This is a genomic window from Candidatus Omnitrophota bacterium, from assembly GCA_030695905.1.
Classification (GTDB): Bacteria; Omnitrophota; Gorgyraeia; order 2-01-FULL-45-10; family 2-01-FULL-45-10; genus CAZHPY01.
The window spans coordinates 1-16,051 of sequence record JAUYOL010000022.1 but is presented as its reverse complement, the minus strand read 5'-3'; the positions used below and the strand labels follow the sequence as shown (position 1 = coordinate 16,051).

The following is a 16,051-nucleotide window of genomic DNA, read 5'->3' as shown; positions in this document are numbered from 1 at the left end:
GCCTTGTTTTTAAAGGTATTTGGCGGGAACCATGCCCGCTCGCAATTCGTACGTCCCGCTCAATACCCCATCCCTCGGGGGACCCCTTCAACGTAAGTGGAAAAAATTCACCGACCCCAGGGCAGATAAAACTTCCCTGTCTGTCTATGGATATCAATTGCGGGTGACGCTTTGAGGACTTTTGGATATTAGGCGAGCATGGGATTAGCTATGTGCCCGCCGATATAGGATTCCATATTGACCATCACGTATGCTTTATATAGCCGGACTACCAGGTAATCCTGGCGGGCTACTGTGAGCCCCATGCTCGCCACTGGAACAAAAGTCCTTAAAGCGGCAGGACCCGCTATTATTACATAGCAAGACAGGGAAGTTTTATATCATAAGGGTGGGAGGTGGAAAAAAAGTGCGTGGTGAATGTCACCACGCACTTAGGAATTGCCTGAGATTGCTTCGGCCGCTAAAACAGCCTCCAATGACGCTAAAAGGTTACCTGTCGCCTCTTTTTCGGAATAGGCCCCTGAGGTTCTTCATGAAGTTCGGATGGCTCGCGGCCTTCTTATCTTCGCTCTTCGCCTTCTCGGTCCTCTTCTCTTCAGCAAAAGTAGGCTTGGACTTAGGAACGGCTCTCGACTTCTGTTCTTCCTTCATCTCCTCTTTATGCTTGGCCGCATGCTCTTTTTCTATCTTTTCTTCCACAACTTCTTTGGCTTTTGGCGCTTCGACCTTTGCCTTCTCTTTCTTCTTCTTGGGCAGTTTCTCGATGATCTTTCTTTCGGTAAGCTCCAATATTACCATTTGGGCGCCATCGCCGCGTCTAAAACCAAGAGGTATTATACGCGTAAAACCGCTGGATCTCTTTGAGAATAACGGCGCGAGATCCTTGAATAGCTTCATAACAAGATCCCTATCGGCAAGGACATCATATGCCCGCCGACGTGAAAATACCGTATCGGTCTTGCTTAAAGTTATCAGCTTTTCCACTACGCGCCTTGCTTCTTTAGCGCGCCTGGAAGTAGTCTCTATCTTTTCGAACTTTATAATGTTACGGGCCATATTGCGCATAAACGCTTTCCTGTGGCTCGTCTGCATTCCTAATTTTCTGTTCCCCTTATGATGTCTCATTTAACCCTCTTACTCTTCCGACTCTTCTTTAGATTTTTTGCCGCCTTCCACCTTCATACCCAGCGACAATCCCATATCAACAATGACCTTCTTTATTTCGGCCAAAGATTTTTTACCAAAGTTTCTATACTGAAGCATATCCAGTTCGGACTTCCTAACAAGATCGCCTATCGTCTTTATCCTGGCTTCCTTAAGACAGTTAGAACTTCTCACTGAAAGTTCCAGTTCAGATATCGGCACCTTCATCTTCTCTCTTAATAATTTCTGCTCTTCCGTCTCCTCCGGAACCTCTTCTTCTTCGGGAAGTTTTCCGAAATTGACAAATATATCCAGGTGCCTCTGAAATATGTTAGAAGCGTATAGAAGGGCCTCTTTCGGGGCTATTGAACCATTCGTCCATATCTCCACTATAAGCTTATCGTAGTCCGTTATCTGCCCGACTCTCGTAGCCTCGACGGAGAAGTTTACCTTTTTTACAGGCGTAAATATAGAGTCGACAGGTATAACGCCTATGGCCTGGCCTTCCTTCTTATTCCTGTCTGCCGGCACATAGCCCCTGCCGCGGGCAACCTGCATCTCTATGCTAAGCTTCGTCTCTTTCGTAAGCGTGCAGATATGCAGATTCGGATTTATTATTTCTACCGTTTCGTCCGTCTTTATATCCTTAGCCGTAACTTCACCTTTCTTCTCAACCTCTATATATATCGGCTTGGGCGTCTTGAAGTGCGAGCGCAGTATCAGTTTCTTTATATTCAATATTATCTGAGAAACATCCTCCACCACGCCTTTAACAGTCGAAAATTCATGCTGTACACCGTCTATCTTTATACTGGTGACCGCGGTACCTTCTATAGACGAGATGAGGACTCTTCTCAAAGAATTTCCTATCGTCATGCCGTAGCCTCTCTCAAAAGGCTCCGCTACAAATTTGCCGTAATCAGCCGTGGCGGTAGACTCATCCAGGACCAATCTCTTCGGCATTTCGAAATTCTTCATGCTTATTCCCATATATATCTTCTCCTATTTTTTCAATTTATTCCTGCGAAGCCATGCCCGAGTTTTATTCGTTGAATGGCGAAGCAGAATTACTTGGAATACAACTCAACGATCAGCTGTTCCTGTATCGGGAATCCTATATCTTCTTTGGTCGGCACATCAACTACTTTTGCCTTGAATTCTTCTTTATCAACTTCCAGCCACTTAGGTATCAATCTATCCGCAAGGATCTCTCTTCTATCTTTAAGCACCTTGGACATCGGTTCCTTCTTTGGCTTTACCGATATCGCATTACCGACCTTTACCGTGAACGAAGGTATATCGACTCTCTTATTATTCACATAAACAAATCCGTGCTGAACAAGCTCTCTGGCTTCGGATCTGGAAGTAGCTAAATTCATTCTGAATACAACATTGTCCAGGCGTCTTTCCAGAAGCTGTAATAACATTATGCCCGTTACGCCTTTTGAGCGTTCCGCTATCCTGAAATAATGCCTGAATTGGGCTTCCAAAATTCCGTATATTCTCTTTACCTTCTGCTTTTCTCTAAGCTGAGTGCCATAGTTGGACTCTTTCCTTCTCATCTGACCCTGCCCGTGCTGACCCGGCGCAAAAGCCCTTCGCGACACGGCGCATTTTTCCGTAGAGCAACGCGTGCCTTTTAAAAATAATTTTTGCCCTTCTCGCCTGCACAATCTGCATGTCGGCCCTGTATATCTAGCCATTACACTCTCCTTCTCTTCTGCGGACGACAGCCGTTGTGAGGTATAGGAGTAACATCCCTTATCGCCCTTATCGTGATTCCCGCCGACTGTATGGACCTTATCGCTGATTCTCTTCCCGCGCCGGGACCTTTAACATATACTTCGACTTCTTTTACTCCGCGCTCTGCGGCCTTTTTAGCCGCGGATTCCGCAGCCATACCCGCCGCGAAAGGCGTGGACTTCTTCGAACCTTTGAATCCGACACTTCCGGTGGAAGCCCATGATATCGCGTTTCCCTGCTTGTCAGCGATAGTAACTATCGTATTATTGAATGTGGCAAGAATATGGGCTATGCCGCTTGGCGGAGCCTTCACCGCTTTTTTGCTCTTCTTGAATTTACCTTTTTTTTGCTGTTGTTGCTGCTGTTGTTGTTCTGCCATCTTTATTTACCCTTTGCCCCTTCTCCGGCCGCTGGTGCCGTCTTCTTCGCAGTCTGCCTTACTATTCCGACGGTCTTCCTCGGACCTTTCCTTGTTCTCGCGTTAGTTTTTGTCCTCTGTCCGCGTACAGGCAGTCCTCTTCTATGACGGAGACCCCTGTAGGCGCCTATATCTATAAGCCTCTTTATATTGGCTGATATATCCCTTCTTAAGTCCCCCTCTACCCTATAGTCTTTCTGTATAATCGACGAAAGACGCGCAACTTCCTCTTCGGTAAGATCCTTTGCTCTCTTATCCGGACTGATATTCGCCAACTTCAAAATTTTATTGGATACAGCACGGCCGATACCGTAGATGTACATCAAAGATATCTCAATCCTCTTCTCTTTCGGAATGTCAACACCGATTATTCTTGGCACTTCTTCCTCCTAATTTATAACTTAACCCTGTCTCTGCTTATGCTTTGGGTTATCACAGATAATCATAATGTTGCCTTTTCTGCGCACAACCTTACATTTTGGACAAATCTTTTTCACGCTTGCTCTTACTTTCATTATTAAACTCCTATTTTTCCCTTCGGATAATTCTTCCTCTTGAAAGATCGTATGGAGACAACTCTAAAGTCACCGTGTCTCCCGGAAGTATCCTTATGAAATTCATTCTCATCTTTCCCGATACATGCGCAAGAACCTTGTGGCCATTGGGAAGTTCTACCCTGAACATAGCATTGGGCAGAGTCTCTAAAACTTTCCCATCTAATGTAATTGGTTCTTCTTTATTTGACATGACCTATTCCTTATACTGCCGTTAATATCTGAGCCTCGCCATTTCTCACCGCTATGGTATGCTCAAAATGCGCTGATAAAGACCTGTCTAAAGTAACCGCTGTCCAACCATCATCCAGCACTTCAACTTCAAATGTACCGGCATTCACCATGGGCTCTATAGCCAGTATCATCCCCGGCTCCAGCCTTACTCCTTTATTTGGAGCGCCATAGTTGGGTATCTCCGGCTCTTCGTGTATCTTCTCGCCTATGCCATGCCCTACAAAAGCCCTGACAACACTAAAACCGTTCGATTCAACGTATGACTGAACGCTTGCCGATATATCCGATAATCTCTTACCCGTCCTGGCGTTCTTGATTCCCTGATAAAGAGCTTCCTGGGTAACACTTATAAGCTTCTTTGCTGTATCGCTTATGCTGCCTATGCCTACCGTGATCGCCGCGTCAGCAAAGAAATTTCCGTATCTTACTCCTATGTCTATGCTCAATATGTCGCCGTCCGCAAGACGTCTATCGGATGGTATCCCATGCACTACAGCTTCGTTTATTGATGTGCATATATTCGCCGGATACCCTTTATAATTCTTAAATGCGGCATGTCCGCCGCGTTTTGCTATCTCTTCTACGGCAATTCTGTCTAATTCTTCCGTAGCTACACCGGCCTTCGCGTCTTTTTTTAATCTTTCCAATGTTGCCGCGACGATCGAACCGGCTTTCCTAATCTGCCCTACCTCTTCGGCGCTTCTCAATATTATCATGCAAGCCGTGCATCAGAAAAAATCCGGGAAAGCTCCTTAAACAATTCGTTAACGTCCAGTGCCCCGGATACCTTCTTCAAAATATCTTTTTTCGTATAATAATCTACTAATGGGCGTGTCTGGCCCTCGTAAACTTTTAATCTATTCTTGACAGTATCGATAGTGTCATCCTGCCTCTGATATATTTCGCCGCCGCACTTATCGCATATACCTTCTTTCTTAGTCGGTATATTTTTAACATGGTAATTTGCGCCACACTTTCTGCATACCCTGCGGCCGGTCAATCTCTCTATGGCGATCGCTTCGGGAATATCAAAATATAACACCATATCTATGCCGCTGGATATCTTATTAAGTTCTTTATCAAGATCCTGGGCCTGGTTTAACGTCCTGGGAAACCCGTCGAGAATAAAGCCTTTTTTGGTATCTTCTTTGGCAAGGCGCTGGACGACTATTCCCGTAACAACTTCATCGGGAACCAGTTCGCCTTTATCCATATAGGACTTGGCCTTCTTGCCTAAAGCAGTGCCGAGCTTAACGGCTTCTCTCAATATATCGCCCGTGGAAATATGCGCTATCTTGTAATTTCGTGAAAGAACGACTCCTTGAGTACCTTTTCCCGCGCCCGGCGCGCCCAACAAAACTATCTTCAATTTAACTACCTTCTTGACTTTATTTTACCTTTTTTCATGAAGCCTTCATAATGCCTCATCAAAAGGTGCGACTCTATCTGTTTCATGGTGTCTAACATGACACCGACGATAATCAGCAATCCCGTGCCGCCGAAGAAACTTGCCACAAGATACGGTATCTTAAGCCAATTTGAAATGATACTCGGGAATACCGCTATAAGGGCCAGAAACAAAGAGCCCGGCAAGGTTATCCTGGTCATGATAAAATCCAGATATTCCGCCGTCTGCTTTCCCGGCCTTATCCCCGGTATAAATCCGCCGTGCTTCTTCATGTTATCGGCTACATCTACGGGGTTAAATGTTATTGCCGCGTAAAAATACGCGAAAAATACTATCAGGACTGAATACGAAATATTGTAAACCCACTCGCCTTTTGTTAAAGACATTGCTATGTCCTGAAATGTCTTATTAGGGATAAAGCCCGCTATAGTCGCGGGAAATAGTATTATGCTCTGCGCGAATATTATAGGTATAACTCCGCCCTGGTTTACCCTTAATGGTATAAATGTGGACTGCCCGCCGTAAACCTTCCTGCCTATAACGCGCTTGGCATATTGTATCGGAATCTTGCGCTGCCCCTGGGTAATCACTATAACCGCCGCGATAACACCTACGAGCATCACTATCATCAATATCAGCGTGAATGGATCGAGCTGTGCCTTCTCCGGCGCAAATGGTGAGAATAATGACCATACCTGATAGAGCGCTGTAGGGATACGCGATATGATACCGGCCGTGATTATCAGCGACATACCGTTACCTATGCCATATTCCTGTATCTGCTCGCCCAGCCACATGATAAACGCGGTGCCGCTGGTAAGGGTTATAACAGTAAGTATCCTGAATGACCATCCCGGGAACTGGACTATCTGCAGGCCCTGGAACCTCGCCGGATTTTCGAGCCACACAGCTATAAAGAAAGACTGGACTACGGCCAGAAGGACCGTCCCGTATCTTGTATATTGCACTATCTTCTTCTGTCCGGCCTCACCCTCTTTAGCAAGCCTTTCAAGAGCCGGTACGACAGCGGTTAATAGCTGCAGAATGATAGACGCCGATATATACGGCATTATCCCGAGCGCAAATATCGTAAGACGCGATATAGCGCCGCCGGAAAACATATTCATTATGCCAAAGAGCGCTCCGCCCTGAGTGCGGGCCAGATTATTGAAAAATACCGCCAACTTCGCGCCGTCGACACCGGGCGTCGGTATGTAGGTACCTATTCTGTAAACCGCTATCAACGCAAGAGTCAAAAATATCTTCTTGCGTAGATCAGGTATCTTTACGGTATTTATAAAGGCTTCAAGCATTAAGCCAAAACCTCAAATTTTGCGCCTGCCGATTCAAACTTCTTTTTCGCGCTTTCAGAAATCTTATGCGCTTTTACTGTAAGAATTTTTTTAAGATCACCGGCGCCCAATATCTTTATTCTTTCGATCTCGCTGCCGATAAGGCCGGCATGCTTCATTTCCTTAGGGCCAACTGTTGAGTTTTCCCTGAATCTATTTAACGACTCCACATTAACAACCTGGTACTCATTGCTAAATGGGGCGTTAAACCCTCTTTTGGGTATACGTCTCACCAGCTGCATCTGTCCGCCTTCAAAACCCGGGCGCGTTGTCCTGCCGGAGCGCTTTTTGGCGCCCTTGCGGCCCCTGCACGAGGTCTTCCCGTGTCCGGAACCTGAACCCCTGCCGCGTCTTTTCGTATTCCTGTGCGCCCCCTTAGGAGCTCCTATCTCGTTCATATTCATCTTAAATATACCTCTTTAATCCTCTTTCTCTATTTTTCTTTCAAGCCTTAAGTTCTTCAATCCCTCTATGGTGGCCTTCAGCACGTTCAACGACGCGTCAGAGCCAAGGCTCTTGGTTAAAATATCCTTAATTCCCGATGCTTCACATATAGCCCTTACGGCACCGCCCGCTATTACGCCCGTTCCCGGCCTGGCCGGCTTCAGCAACACTTGAGCCGCCTTGAAATGGCCTATAATCTCGTGCGGAATGGTAGTGCCTCTCATTGGAACAGGAAAGAAGTTTTTCTTGGCATCGTTCAAACCCTTCCTTATAGCGTCGGCAACTTCATTACCTTTTCCAAAACCCAATCCAACATTGCCTTTTCCGTCACCGGCTACCACAAGCGCGTTAAAAGAGAACTTGCGTCCGCCTTTTACGACTTTAGCGACTCTCTTTATAGTTACCACTTTTTCAATTAACTCTTTGCCTTCTTCGCCTCTGCCATACGGCATGCGGCCGCGTCTTCTTTGGCCTTGAGCCGGTCTTGAAGCCTCCGGCGCCCGCTCTTTAGCCGGGCTCTGAGTATCTTTTTTTTCGTTAGTATCGCTATTTGCCAATTTGGTCCTCACCCTCTTTTAAATTTAAAAACTCAAACCGCCTTTTCGCGCCGCTTCTGCAAGCGCTTTTACCCTGCCATGGTACAGATAACCGGCTCTATCAAATACGACTTTTGTGATTCCCTCTTTCTTGCACTTTTCAGCAAGCGCGGCACCCAACAAAGCCGCCCCCTTGACATTACCGGCGCTCTTGGAAACCTTGTCCTTCATATCTTTGGACATTGTGGACAACTGCACAATAGTCTTGCCTGCCGTATCATCTACAATCTGAGCATAGAGATGATTTGTGCTGCGCCGCACGCTTAGCCTGGGCCTTTCCTTGGTCCCGACGATCTTCCTGCGTATGCGCTTATGTCTTTTTTCTCTGCCTTTTATTTCAACCCACTTCTTCATAGTATTTATACCTTAAATTTTATTACGCTCCGCCGCCGCCCGCGCCTGCTACGGCCTTCCCGGCTTTGCGCCTGACATGTTCACCGACATACTTTATACCTTTGCCCTTGTAAGGCTCGGGTCTGTAAAAACCTCGTATCTTCGCGGCAACCTCTCCGACCTTGGTCTTGTCTACACCCTTTATAATTATACTGGTAGGCTTAGGTGTTTCAACTGTTATGCCCTCCGGTATATTAAAATTTATCGGATGCGTATAACTTAACTGGATATTCAGAATTTTTCCCTGGACCGCGGCCTTAAAACCTACGCCTACGATCTCAAGGTCTTTCTGATACCCGGCGGAAACTCCTATAGCCATATTATTTACCAGGCTGCGTATAAGTCCATGAGTGGCCCTGTCCTGCTTTTCATCGGAAGGACGCGTTACAATAACCTTATTGTCTTTTACTTCAACTTTAAATTTTGCCGGAATATCATAACTTAGCTTGCCCTTTGCGCCTTCAAGCGTTATCACGTTATTCGCAACGGCAGCCTTTACGCCGACCGGCAGATCTACTGGTTTTTTTCCTATTCTTGACATATTATCACCAAATGTAGCAGAGAACTTCTCCGCCCACTTTCTTCTCCCTTGCCTGATTGTCCGTCATTAAACCGCTGGATGTGGAAATTACAGCCACTCCAAGCCCGCCATAAACTTTTGGAAGTTCGTCCGCCTGTTTATATAGCCTTAATCCCGGCCTTGAGATCCTTTTTATACCGAGTATCGCAGGCGCTCCGCTCTTGGCGTATTTCAAATATACACGCAGGATGCCCTGCTTGTTATCCTTAATAAGCTTATAATTCGATATGAAGCTCTCTTTTTTAAAAATGTTCAAAATCTCTTCTGATAATTTTGAACCTCTGACTTCAACGATATCTTTCTTCGCGAAGCTTCCGTTCCTTATAATTGTAAGCATATCCGCAACAGAATCTGTAACTGCCATCTATCATCTCCTATTAAGCTTTTTTACTACCAGCTCGATTTTACCACGCCCGGGATCTCTCCTCTTGACGCAAGCTCCCTGAAACAAATTCTGCAGACCTGGAAACGTCTCATGAATCCGCGCGGCCTTCCGCAGAGTCTGCACCTATTGTACTTACGCACTTTAAATTTCGGTGTCCTCTGCTGCTTTACTATTAACGATGTCTTTGCCATATTTCCCTTACTTTTTAAACGGCATTCCGAACAATTTTAAAAGCTCGAAAGCCTCTTTTTTTGTCTTAGCATCCGTTACTATCGTTATGTCCATACCATGGACTTTTGTGATTTTATCAACATCTACTTCCGGAAATACAACTTGCTCATTAAGTCCAAATGAATAATTTCCGTGTTCATCAAAAGAGTTTGAAGGCAGCCCTCTGAAGTCTCTTATCCTGGGGATGGCCACTGATACCATCCTGTCAAGAAATTCATACATCATCAAACGCCTTAACGTGACTTTGCATCCTATCGCCGAACCTTTTCTGATCTTAAAGTTAGCGATGGCCTTCTTCGCGCGTGTTGTAACCGGCTTTTGCCCCGTTATAGCGGCAAGCTCATTTTGCGCGGCCTCAAGCAGCTTAACATCCTGCGTAGCTTCACCCAGGCCTACGTTTATAACTATCTTCTTGAGCTTCGGAACCTGCATGCTATTCTTATAGCCGAACGTCTTCACCATTTCAGGAACTATATTTTTCCTGTATGCTTCAAGCAGTCTTGATTTTTCCATTATGATATTACCTCTTTACAGCGTTTGCAGAATCTTGATTTTGTGCCGTCAGCCAAAACATTTATTCCTATACGCGCCGGCTTATTGCATGTCTTACATAAAAGAGCCAGGTTGGAGATCTGTATGGCGCTTTCCTGCTGTATTATTCCGCCCTGCGGGTTCGCCTGTGATTTGCGCGCGTGCTTCTTCACATAATTTATGCCTTCAACAAGAGCCCTTCCCTCGCCCGTATATACCTTAAAAACCCTGCCTGTCTTTCCTCTATCCTTACCAGTGATAACGTATACTGTGTCGTTCTTCTTTATCTTGTTCATCTTATATGACCTCCGGGGCAAGAGAAATTATCTTCATGAAATTTTTATCTCTAAGTTCTCTCGCGACGGGCCCGAATATTCTCGTTCCCCTTGGGTTTAACTGAGCATCTATTATGACAATGGCGTTCCTGTCAAATCTTAAGATGCTTCCATCCGGCCTTTTAATCGGGGCCGCAACTCTAACAACAACCCCCTTGCAAACTTCGTGGTCTTTAACAATCGCGTCGGGAGTAGCTTCTTTTATGTTACATGTTATCACATCGCCAATATTGGCGAAACGCCTGTTGCCGCGGCCGATAACGCCTATCATAGACGCCTTGCGCGCCCCTGTGTTATCCGCTACATCCAAAATCGTTCTCATTCTAATCATATTTTACCTTCGAATTGCTACTTTTTAATTACTTCGACCAGTCTCCATCTCTTCGTCTTAGATATGGGTCTCGTCTCTTCTATCTTTACGGTATCGCCTACCTTGGCTTCATTTTTCTCATCGTGCGCCTTGAAAGTGGTTTTGCTTCTCATCAGCCTGTCATAGACCGCGTGATGTGAAACCTTATCTACTACAACGGTGATCGTCTTATTCATCTTGTTGCTCTTAACTGTGCCGATGCGCGTTTTGCGCCTATTCCTATCGCTACTTTTTTGCATTACCCTTCTCCCGTATGATCGTTTCACAGCGCGCTATCGCCCTGCGGATCTCGCTCATCTTATGAGGCTTCTCTATTCTTCCCGCCTCGGCTTCGGATCTCAGCGCATAGAGTTCTTTCTTCAGGCTCTCTTCCTTGATCCTTATTTCATCTACTGTCATATTTCTTAATTCGTTTACTTTAATCATATTAACTGTGCGCCCTCGTTATGAATTTGGTTCTCATCGGTATCTTAAATGCCGCTACCCTCATAGAGCTTTTTGCCAGCTCCACCGGTACGCCATCCATCTCAAAAAGTATCTTACCCTTCTTTACAACAGCCACCCAATGGCTTGGATCGCCCTTGCCCTTACCCATTCTTGTTTCAGCCGGCTTCTTCGTGACCGGATGATCCGGAAATACCCTTATCCAGACCTTGCCGCCGCCTTTTAGATGACGCGCCAGCGTAACTCTTGCAGCTTCTATCTGCCTGTCACTGAGCCAGCCGTTCTCAATCGCTTTAAGGCCGAATTCGCCGAATGAAAGCGTCGCGCCTCTAAATGAAGTGCCCAGCCGCCTTCCGCGCTGCGCTTTTCTGAACTTTACTCTTTTGGGCATCATCGCCATGATTATTTTCCTTGTCTTTTTACAGCTTAAAGCTTGGTTGTCTTCTTGTCTTCAGGAGTCTCTTCTTCCTGCTTATCCAGTATCTTATCACCTTTGTATATCCACACCTTTATGCCTATGAGCCCATATTTTGTGAGCGCTTCGGTGAATCCGTAATCAACATCCGCCCTGAGCGTCTGCGCCGGTATAGAGCCGACCCTATAGCTTTCACGCCTTGCTATTTCCGCGCCGCCCAGCCTGCCGGAACAGATTATCTTGGCGCCTTTGGCGCCGGAATCCAGCGCGGCCTGTATAGACTTTTTCATCGCGCGCTTGTGAGGAATACGCTTTTCTATCTGGACCGCTATGTTCTCTGCTACAAGCTGCGCGTCGATGCTCGGATTTTTTATCTCTTTTATATCTATGATTACTTCTTTGCCGGTTATACCCGCCAGCTCTTCTTTCAGCTTTTCGATCTCCGCTCCGCGCCTGCCTATGATTATACCGGGCCTTGCGCTGAATATCAGCACGCGTATCTTCTCGCTTGCCCTCTCAACTTCTACTTTCGATACCGCGGCAGAGGCAAGAGCTTTCTTTATGTGCTTCCTCAGCTTAATATCCTCTATCAATAATTTCGGAAAATCATATTTGTTGGAAAACCATCTGGACTTCCAGTCATATATGTATCCGACTCTAAAACCATAGGGGTGTACTTTTTGACCCATTATTATTCCTCTTACTTTTTATGCGCGCTCGGCTTCTTTTCTTTGTGATGCGCGGTTTCTTTTTCTTTGCTCTCTTTTTTTGGCGCAGAGGCTATCTTCGTCTTTTTAACTTTTGCCGCTTTTGCCGTTGTCTTAACCTCGCCGGCAGCATGACCAGTCTGAGGCTTTATTTCGTCCAACTCTATTGTAAGATGGCTCGTGTGTTTATGTATAGAACCCGCCCTACCCATAGACGCCGCCCTGAACCTTTTAAGCATCGGTCCGGGATCGGCAACCAGCTTCGATATGTATAATGTAGATGTATCAATGCCCTGTACCTTTACTTTCGCATTCGCGATAGCGGATTTCAACAGATCTATCCCGTATCCTGACGCTTTCTTCTTAACCGCGGAAAGTATCGCTATGGCCTCTTCGGCTCTCTTACCCTTAACCAAAGGTATGATCAATCTGAATTTTCTTGGTGATAACCTTACATATTTTAATACGGCTCTTGAGACCATCGTTTTATGTCAACTCCCTTGATACTTCTGTAGCCGCACCGTGTTTCTTGAATGTTCTCGTTGGTGCGAATTCACCGACCTTGTGCCCTACCATGTTCTCTGTGACATACACAGGAATAAATTTTCTACCGTTATGGACCGATAATGTAACGCCTACAAAATCAGGCGTAATAACAGAACGTCTTGCCCATGTCTTTATCGGCTTCTTGTCGCCTGCCATAGTAGACTTCTGAACCTTTATCAGAAGCTTCTCATCTACATACGGGCCCTTCTTGGTGGATCTTGACATTACTTTCTCCTCTTCACTATATACTTACTGGAATGTTTCTTGTGGTGTCTCGTCTTAAGACCCTTCGCGTATTGTCCCCACGGACTTCTCGGTAATCCGCCCGATGCTTTACCTTCGCCGCCACCCATCGGATGGTCATGCGGGTTCTTCGCGACACCTCTGGAATACGGACGCTTCCCCAGCCATCTTGAACGGCCTGCTTTACCTATAGATATCGCTTCATGTTCTATGTTGCCGACCTGGCCTATCGTAGCGTAACAATCCAGGCCTATAAGTCTGATCTCTCCGCTGGGAAGCTTCACGTGGGCATATCCGCCCTCTTTTGCCATTATGATACAGGAATTCCCTGCTGAACGGGCTATCCTCGCGCCCGATCCTTTCTTAAATTCAACATTGTGTATGGGTATACCCGGCGGTATAGTCTCCAACGGCGCGGCGTTGCCTACTTTTATCTCCACGTTCTTGCCTGACATCAGTTCGTCGTTAACATTTATTCCGACCGGCGCTATTATATAGCGTTTTTCTCCATCCGAGTACTGCAGAAGCGCAAGCCTCGCGGATCTGTTAGGATCATATTCTATAGCCATGACCTTGCCCGTCACATCCAGCTTGTCACGCTTAAAATCTACTATCCTGTACATGCGCTTGTGACCGCCGCCTCTATGACGTGATGTCACACGGCCTGTATTGCCCCTGCCGCCCGATTTTTTTAATGGCGCCAGAAGACCCTTCTCCGGCTTGCCTTTTGTGAGCTCGCTGAAATCCGCGAGCGCCGCCCATCTTAATCCCGGTGTTGTTGGTTTATATTTCTTTATTCCCATATTATTTACCTTTTTAGACTACGTCTATCTTATCTCCCGCTTTTAAGGTAACTATAGCCTTCTTCCAGTCGGATGTCTTGCCCATAGCGTATCTGACCCTTTTCGGCTTTCCCTTAACAGTGAGAGTGTTTACATTATTAACTTTTACCTTGTATATGTCTTCGACAGCTTTGCGTATCTCGATCTTATTGGAGCTTGAGTCAACCCAAAAAAGATACTTATTCGAAGGCATCATGTTAGCGCCTTTTTCCGTCCTCAATAAACCTTTTACTACGTCATGCGGGTTTTTCATATGTTTACCTTAAACCTTAAGTCTTTCGGGAATCTTTTCCAACGCAACTTTTGACATTATAACTGTATTGCAATTCAATACATCTACCGGATTAAAATCCTTATAATTTTTTAATGTGACGCCCTCTATGTTCCTGGAAGCTCTTCTTGTCTTCTCATCCACGATATCCAGTATAAACAAGGACCTGCCCTGAAGCTTCAACGCGTCTACTACGGCCTGGAACTGTTTCGTTTTAGGCTCGGCCAGTGCTATCGCGTCTATGCCTATCAGTTTTTCGTCCAATATCTTGGAATTCAATGATGACAATAAGGCCAGCTTCTTTATCTTCTTGGGTATATCATAATGGAAATCTCTTGGATGCGGGCCAAACACTTTGCCGCCGCCTCTCCATAATGGTGAACGGCTTGAACCCGCCCTTGCCCTACCCGTGCCCTTCTGTCTCCACGGCTTCTTGCCGCCGCCCGATACATCGCCTCTGGTCTTGGTGGAGGCTGTCCCGCTGCGCTGGTTAGCGTTGTACATCCTTACAAACTGATACAATACGCCTTTATTGACTTCGCCCGTGAATAATTCCTTGTTAAGCTCGAACTTCTCTATTTCTTTACCCTTGGAGTTAAATACAGGTATAGAAGATATCTTCTTCGTCTCTACCTTCTTCGCTTCTGTTTTTTTCACTTCTGTCTTCTTCTCTTTTTTAATCGTCATATGATTTTATTTCTTTTTGGCTGCTGCCTGCCCGCCGCCCGGGCCCTTAGCGCCTTTTTTAGGTGTCTGGACAACAACCTTATGCTTTATATAACCTTTGGGCATCTTCTTGGACTCTTTTACCATCAGGTAGCTATTCTTGTGCCCGGGCACCGCGCCCTTAATAACCAAAAGATTATTTTCTTTATCGACCTTCATAATTTCAAGGTTCTGAACTGTAATCCTCTCGACTCCCAAGTGTCCTGGCAGGTGATGACCTTTTGTAACTCTTCCCAGCCTGGCTCCGGATTGTATGGATCCGACGGCTCTGTGAAACATCGAGCCATGCCCTCCCGGACCGCCCTTCCAATTCCATCTCTTCATGCCGCCCTGGAAGCCCTTGCCTATTGACGTACCTACTACATCAACAAAATCGCCTTTCGCGAAAAGATCCGCCTCGATCTTCTGCCCGATCTTATAGCTCGACACGTCAGCCAGTCTTATCTCCTTGATAAATTTCAGAACATTTACACCGGCTTTTTTGAAATGTCCCGCCTCGGGCTTTTTAACAAGCCTTGGCTTCTGTTCATTAAAACCGACCTGTATAGCGTTATAGCCATCGGTCTCTTTTGTCTTTACCTGTATTACGTGGCAAGGACCCGCTTCAATGAGAGTAACTGGCGTTATCCTGCCGGTCTCATCAAATATCTGGGTCATGCCTATTTTTCTGCCGAGTATTCCTACCATGATTACTTTATCTCCACATACACGCCGGCCGGAAGATCCAGCTTTTTAAGCGCGTCTATAGTCTTCGAGGTCGGATTCACTATGTCGAGAATCCTTTTATGCGTCTTGATCTGAAACTGCTCTCTCGACTTTTTGTCAACGTGCGGAGATCTTAATACCGTAAATACCTCGCGCTTCGTCGGAAGCGGTATCGGGCCTGCTACATTCGCTCCGGTACGCTTTGCCGTCTCGACTATCTCCTCTGCCGACAGGTCCAGTAACCTGTGGTCATAGGCCATTAGCTTTATCCTGATTTTTTGCTGCTGTTCTTTCTGTGCCATTGTTTACTCTATTATTTCCGTTACAACTCCTGCGCCGACTGTGTGTCCGCCTTCTCTTATGGCGAACCTCAGCTCTTTTTCCATGGCTATGGGAGTAATTAATACTACTTCTACCGCGACGTTATCTCCGGGC

Annotated in this window: 31 protein-coding genes; all 31 read right to left on the bottom strand. The window is 46.1% G+C overall.

Annotated elements, in window-relative coordinates; genetic code table 11:
* Positions 1-489: 489 nt before the first annotated feature.
* Entirely contained in the window at positions 490-1,125 is a 636-nt protein-coding gene (rplQ, locus tag Q8R38_03495; GenBank protein MDP3791091.1) for a 50S ribosomal protein L17, read from the bottom strand.
* A 9-nt stretch (positions 1,126-1,134) separates the two neighbouring features.
* Entirely contained in the window at positions 1,135-2,121 is a 987-nt protein-coding gene (locus Q8R38_03490; GenBank protein MDP3791090.1) for a DNA-directed RNA polymerase subunit alpha, read from the bottom strand.
* Positions 2,122-2,210: 89 nt separating this feature from the next.
* Positions 2,211-2,846 (bottom strand): 30S ribosomal protein S4, encoded by a 636-nt coding sequence (rpsD, locus tag Q8R38_03485; GenBank protein MDP3791089.1) that lies wholly within the window; start codon positions 2,844-2,846, stop codon positions 2,211-2,213.
* Positions 2,846-3,265, bottom strand: coding sequence for a 30S ribosomal protein S11 (gene rpsK / locus Q8R38_03480; GenBank protein ID MDP3791088.1), 420 nt, complete (start codon positions 3,263-3,265; stop codon positions 2,846-2,848). The genes rpsD and rpsK overlap by 1 nt, the downstream gene beginning before the upstream one ends.
* A gap of 2 nt (positions 3,266-3,267) precedes the next feature.
* The gene (gene rpsM, locus Q8R38_03475; GenBank protein MDP3791087.1) at positions 3,268-3,684 is read right to left on the bottom strand and encodes a 30S ribosomal protein S13; all 417 of its coding nucleotides are present in this window, start codon (positions 3,682-3,684) and stop codon (positions 3,268-3,270) included.
* Positions 3,685-3,705: 21 nt separating this feature from the next.
* Positions 3,706-3,819, bottom strand: coding sequence for a 50S ribosomal protein L36 (rpmJ, locus tag Q8R38_03470; GenBank protein MDP3791086.1), 114 nt, complete (start codon positions 3,817-3,819; stop codon positions 3,706-3,708).
* A 10-nt stretch (positions 3,820-3,829) separates the two neighbouring features.
* On the bottom strand, positions 3,830-4,051 hold the full coding sequence (gene infA, locus Q8R38_03465) for a translation initiation factor IF-1 (protein ID MDP3791085.1): 222 nt from the start codon (positions 4,049-4,051) through the stop codon (positions 3,830-3,832).
* Positions 4,052-4,061: 10 nt separating this feature from the next.
* On the bottom strand, positions 4,062-4,808 hold the full coding sequence (map, locus tag Q8R38_03460; protein MDP3791084.1) for a type I methionyl aminopeptidase: 747 nt from the start codon (positions 4,806-4,808) through the stop codon (positions 4,062-4,064).
* Positions 4,805-5,461, bottom strand: a complete 657-nt coding sequence (locus tag Q8R38_03455) for an adenylate kinase (GenBank protein ID MDP3791083.1) — start codon at positions 5,459-5,461, stop codon at positions 4,805-4,807. The genes map and Q8R38_03455 overlap by 4 nt, the downstream gene beginning before the upstream one ends.
* Before the next feature lie 5 nt (positions 5,462-5,466).
* Positions 5,467-6,813 carry a preprotein translocase subunit SecY gene (gene secY, locus Q8R38_03450; protein MDP3791082.1) on the bottom strand — a complete coding sequence of 449 codons (1,347 nt, stop codon included), beginning with the start codon at positions 6,811-6,813 and terminating at the stop codon, positions 5,467-5,469.
* The gene (gene rplO, locus Q8R38_03445; protein ID MDP3791081.1) at positions 6,813-7,256 is read right to left on the bottom strand and encodes a 50S ribosomal protein L15; all 444 of its coding nucleotides are present in this window, start codon (positions 7,254-7,256) and stop codon (positions 6,813-6,815) included. Before rplO ends, secY begins: the two co-directional genes overlap by 1 nt.
* Positions 7,257-7,271: 15 nt before the next feature.
* On the bottom strand, positions 7,272-7,748 hold the full coding sequence (gene rpsE / locus Q8R38_03440) for a 30S ribosomal protein S5 (GenBank protein MDP3791080.1): 477 nt from the start codon (positions 7,746-7,748) through the stop codon (positions 7,272-7,274).
* Between the two features lie 129 nt (positions 7,749-7,877).
* On the bottom strand, positions 7,878-8,246 hold the full coding sequence (gene rplR, locus Q8R38_03435; GenBank protein MDP3791079.1) for a 50S ribosomal protein L18: 369 nt from the start codon (positions 8,244-8,246) through the stop codon (positions 7,878-7,880).
* 22 nt (positions 8,247-8,268) lie between these two features.
* Positions 8,269-8,826, bottom strand: coding sequence for a 50S ribosomal protein L6 (gene rplF / locus Q8R38_03430; GenBank protein MDP3791078.1), 558 nt, complete (start codon positions 8,824-8,826; stop codon positions 8,269-8,271).
* Between the two features lie 4 nt (positions 8,827-8,830).
* Positions 8,831-9,229, bottom strand: a complete 399-nt coding sequence (gene rpsH / locus Q8R38_03425; GenBank protein ID MDP3791077.1) for a 30S ribosomal protein S8 — start codon at positions 9,227-9,229, stop codon at positions 8,831-8,833.
* A 26-nt stretch (positions 9,230-9,255) separates the two neighbouring features.
* Positions 9,256-9,441 (bottom strand): type Z 30S ribosomal protein S14, encoded by a 186-nt coding sequence (locus Q8R38_03420; protein MDP3791076.1) that lies wholly within the window; start codon positions 9,439-9,441, stop codon positions 9,256-9,258.
* A gap of 7 nt (positions 9,442-9,448) precedes the next feature.
* Positions 9,449-9,994, bottom strand: coding sequence for a 50S ribosomal protein L5 (gene rplE / locus Q8R38_03415; GenBank protein MDP3791075.1), 546 nt, complete (start codon positions 9,992-9,994; stop codon positions 9,449-9,451).
* On the bottom strand, positions 9,994-10,308 hold the full coding sequence (gene rplX / locus Q8R38_03410; GenBank protein MDP3791074.1) for a 50S ribosomal protein L24: 315 nt from the start codon (positions 10,306-10,308) through the stop codon (positions 9,994-9,996). The genes rplE and rplX overlap by 1 nt, the downstream gene beginning before the upstream one ends.
* A gap of 1 nt (position 10,309) precedes the next feature.
* On the bottom strand, positions 10,310-10,678 hold the full coding sequence (gene rplN / locus Q8R38_03405; GenBank protein MDP3791073.1) for a 50S ribosomal protein L14: 369 nt from the start codon (positions 10,676-10,678) through the stop codon (positions 10,310-10,312).
* 17 nt (positions 10,679-10,695) lie between these two features.
* Positions 10,696-10,956, bottom strand: a complete 261-nt coding sequence (gene rpsQ / locus Q8R38_03400) for a 30S ribosomal protein S17 (GenBank protein ID MDP3791072.1) — start codon at positions 10,954-10,956, stop codon at positions 10,696-10,698.
* On the bottom strand, positions 10,943-11,143 hold the full coding sequence (gene rpmC, locus Q8R38_03395) for a 50S ribosomal protein L29 (protein MDP3791071.1): 201 nt from the start codon (positions 11,141-11,143) through the stop codon (positions 10,943-10,945). The genes rpsQ and rpmC overlap by 14 nt, the downstream gene beginning before the upstream one ends.
* Before the next feature lies 1 nt (position 11,144).
* A complete protein-coding gene (gene rplP, locus Q8R38_03390; GenBank protein ID MDP3791070.1) occupies positions 11,145-11,555 on the bottom strand; it encodes a 50S ribosomal protein L16 in 411 nt (136 codons plus the stop codon).
* Between the two features lie 32 nt (positions 11,556-11,587).
* Positions 11,588-12,265, bottom strand: a complete 678-nt coding sequence (gene rpsC, locus Q8R38_03385; protein MDP3791069.1) for a 30S ribosomal protein S3 — start codon at positions 12,263-12,265, stop codon at positions 11,588-11,590.
* A gap of 11 nt (positions 12,266-12,276) precedes the next feature.
* Complete coding sequence (gene rplV / locus Q8R38_03380) at positions 12,277-12,765, bottom strand: 50S ribosomal protein L22 (GenBank protein ID MDP3791068.1); 489 nt, start codon at positions 12,763-12,765, stop codon at positions 12,277-12,279.
* A 4-nt stretch (positions 12,766-12,769) separates the two neighbouring features.
* Entirely contained in the window at positions 12,770-13,054 is a 285-nt protein-coding gene (rpsS, locus tag Q8R38_03375; protein MDP3791067.1) for a 30S ribosomal protein S19, read from the bottom strand.
* Positions 13,054-13,875: a 50S ribosomal protein L2 gene (gene rplB, locus Q8R38_03370; GenBank protein MDP3791066.1), complete on the bottom strand. Its 822-nt coding sequence runs from the start codon at positions 13,873-13,875 to the stop codon at positions 13,054-13,056. The genes rpsS and rplB overlap by 1 nt, the downstream gene beginning before the upstream one ends.
* Before the next feature lie 13 nt (positions 13,876-13,888).
* Positions 13,889-14,167, bottom strand: coding sequence for a 50S ribosomal protein L23 (gene rplW / locus Q8R38_03365; GenBank protein MDP3791065.1), 279 nt, complete (start codon positions 14,165-14,167; stop codon positions 13,889-13,891).
* A 9-nt stretch (positions 14,168-14,176) separates the two neighbouring features.
* Positions 14,177-14,872 carry a 50S ribosomal protein L4 gene (gene rplD, locus Q8R38_03360; GenBank protein MDP3791064.1) on the bottom strand — a complete coding sequence of 232 codons (696 nt, stop codon included), beginning with the start codon at positions 14,870-14,872 and terminating at the stop codon, positions 14,177-14,179.
* A gap of 6 nt (positions 14,873-14,878) precedes the next feature.
* On the bottom strand, positions 14,879-15,601 hold the full coding sequence (gene rplC / locus Q8R38_03355) for a 50S ribosomal protein L3 (GenBank protein ID MDP3791063.1): 723 nt from the start codon (positions 15,599-15,601) through the stop codon (positions 14,879-14,881).
* Positions 15,601-15,918, bottom strand: a complete 318-nt coding sequence (gene rpsJ / locus Q8R38_03350) for a 30S ribosomal protein S10 (protein ID MDP3791062.1) — start codon at positions 15,916-15,918, stop codon at positions 15,601-15,603. Before rpsJ ends, rplC begins: the two co-directional genes overlap by 1 nt.
* A 3-nt stretch (positions 15,919-15,921) precedes the next feature.
* On the bottom strand, positions 15,922-16,051 hold a 130-nt coding region (gene tuf / locus Q8R38_03345; GenBank protein MDP3791061.1), incomplete at its 5' end, for an elongation factor Tu.

Bases quoted from the DNA above. Each gene is read 5' to 3' on its own strand.
- rplQ (MDP3791091.1), bottom strand. From the start codon at position 1,125: ATGAGACATCATAAGGGGAACAGAAAATTAGGAATGCAGACGAGCCAC.
- Q8R38_03490 (MDP3791090.1), bottom strand. From the start codon at position 2,121: ATGAAGAATTTCGAAATGCCGAAGAGATTGGTCCTGGATGAGTCTACC.
- rpsD (MDP3791089.1), bottom strand. From the start codon at position 2,846: ATGGCTAGATATACAGGGCCGACATGCAGATTGTGCAGGCGAGAAGGG.
- rpsK (MDP3791088.1), bottom strand. From the start codon at position 3,265: ATGGCAGAACAACAACAGCAGCAACAACAGCAAAAAAAAGGTAAATTC.
- rpmJ (MDP3791086.1), bottom strand. From the start codon at position 3,819: ATGAAAGTAAGAGCAAGCGTGAAAAAGATTTGTCCAAAATGTAAGGTT.
- infA (MDP3791085.1), bottom strand. From the start codon at position 4,051: ATGTCAAATAAAGAAGAACCAATTACATTAGATGGGAAAGTTTTAGAG.
- map (MDP3791084.1), bottom strand. From the start codon at position 4,808: ATGATAATATTGAGAAGCGCCGAAGAGGTAGGGCAGATTAGGAAAGCC.
- secY (MDP3791082.1), bottom strand. From the start codon at position 6,813: ATGCTTGAAGCCTTTATAAATACCGTAAAGATACCTGATCTACGCAAG.
- rplO (MDP3791081.1), bottom strand. From the start codon at position 7,256: ATGAATATGAACGAGATAGGAGCTCCTAAGGGGGCGCACAGGAATACG.
- rpsE (MDP3791080.1), bottom strand. From the start codon at position 7,748: ATGCCGTATGGCAGAGGCGAAGAAGGCAAAGAGTTAATTGAAAAAGTG.
- rplR (MDP3791079.1), bottom strand. From the start codon at position 8,246: ATGAAGAAGTGGGTTGAAATAAAAGGCAGAGAAAAAAGACATAAGCGC.
- rplF (MDP3791078.1), bottom strand. From the start codon at position 8,826: ATGTCAAGAATAGGAAAAAAACCAGTAGATCTGCCGGTCGGCGTAAAG.
- rpsH (MDP3791077.1), bottom strand. From the start codon at position 9,229: ATGGCAGTTACAGATTCTGTTGCGGATATGCTTACAATTATAAGGAAC.
- Q8R38_03420 (MDP3791076.1), bottom strand. From the start codon at position 9,441: ATGGCAAAGACATCGTTAATAGTAAAGCAGCAGAGGACACCGAAATTT.
- rplE (MDP3791075.1), bottom strand. From the start codon at position 9,994: ATGGAAAAATCAAGACTGCTTGAAGCATACAGGAAAAATATAGTTCCT.
- rplX (MDP3791074.1), bottom strand. From the start codon at position 10,308: ATGAACAAGATAAAGAAGAACGACACAGTATACGTTATCACTGGTAAG.
- rplN (MDP3791073.1), bottom strand. From the start codon at position 10,678: ATGATTAGAATGAGAACGATTTTGGATGTAGCGGATAACACAGGGGCG.
- rpsQ (MDP3791072.1), bottom strand. From the start codon at position 10,956: ATGCAAAAAAGTAGCGATAGGAATAGGCGCAAAACGCGCATCGGCACA.
- rpmC (MDP3791071.1), bottom strand. From the start codon at position 11,143: ATGATTAAAGTAAACGAATTAAGAAATATGACAGTAGATGAAATAAGG.
- rplP (MDP3791070.1), bottom strand. From the start codon at position 11,555: ATGATGCCCAAAAGAGTAAAGTTCAGAAAAGCGCAGCGCGGAAGGCGG.
- rpsC (MDP3791069.1), bottom strand. From the start codon at position 12,265: ATGGGTCAAAAAGTACACCCCTATGGTTTTAGAGTCGGATACATATAT.
- rplV (MDP3791068.1), bottom strand. From the start codon at position 12,765: ATGGTCTCAAGAGCCGTATTAAAATATGTAAGGTTATCACCAAGAAAA.
- rpsS (MDP3791067.1), bottom strand. From the start codon at position 13,054: ATGTCAAGATCCACCAAGAAGGGCCCGTATGTAGATGAGAAGCTTCTG.
- rplB (MDP3791066.1), bottom strand. From the start codon at position 13,875: ATGGGAATAAAGAAATATAAACCAACAACACCGGGATTAAGATGGGCG.
- rplW (MDP3791065.1), bottom strand. From the start codon at position 14,167: ATGAAAAACCCGCATGACGTAGTAAAAGGTTTATTGAGGACGGAAAAA.
- rplD (MDP3791064.1), bottom strand. From the start codon at position 14,872: ATGACGATTAAAAAAGAGAAGAAGACAGAAGTGAAAAAAACAGAAGCG.
- rpsJ (MDP3791062.1), bottom strand. From the start codon at position 15,918: ATGGCACAGAAAGAACAGCAGCAAAAAATCAGGATAAAGCTAATGGCC.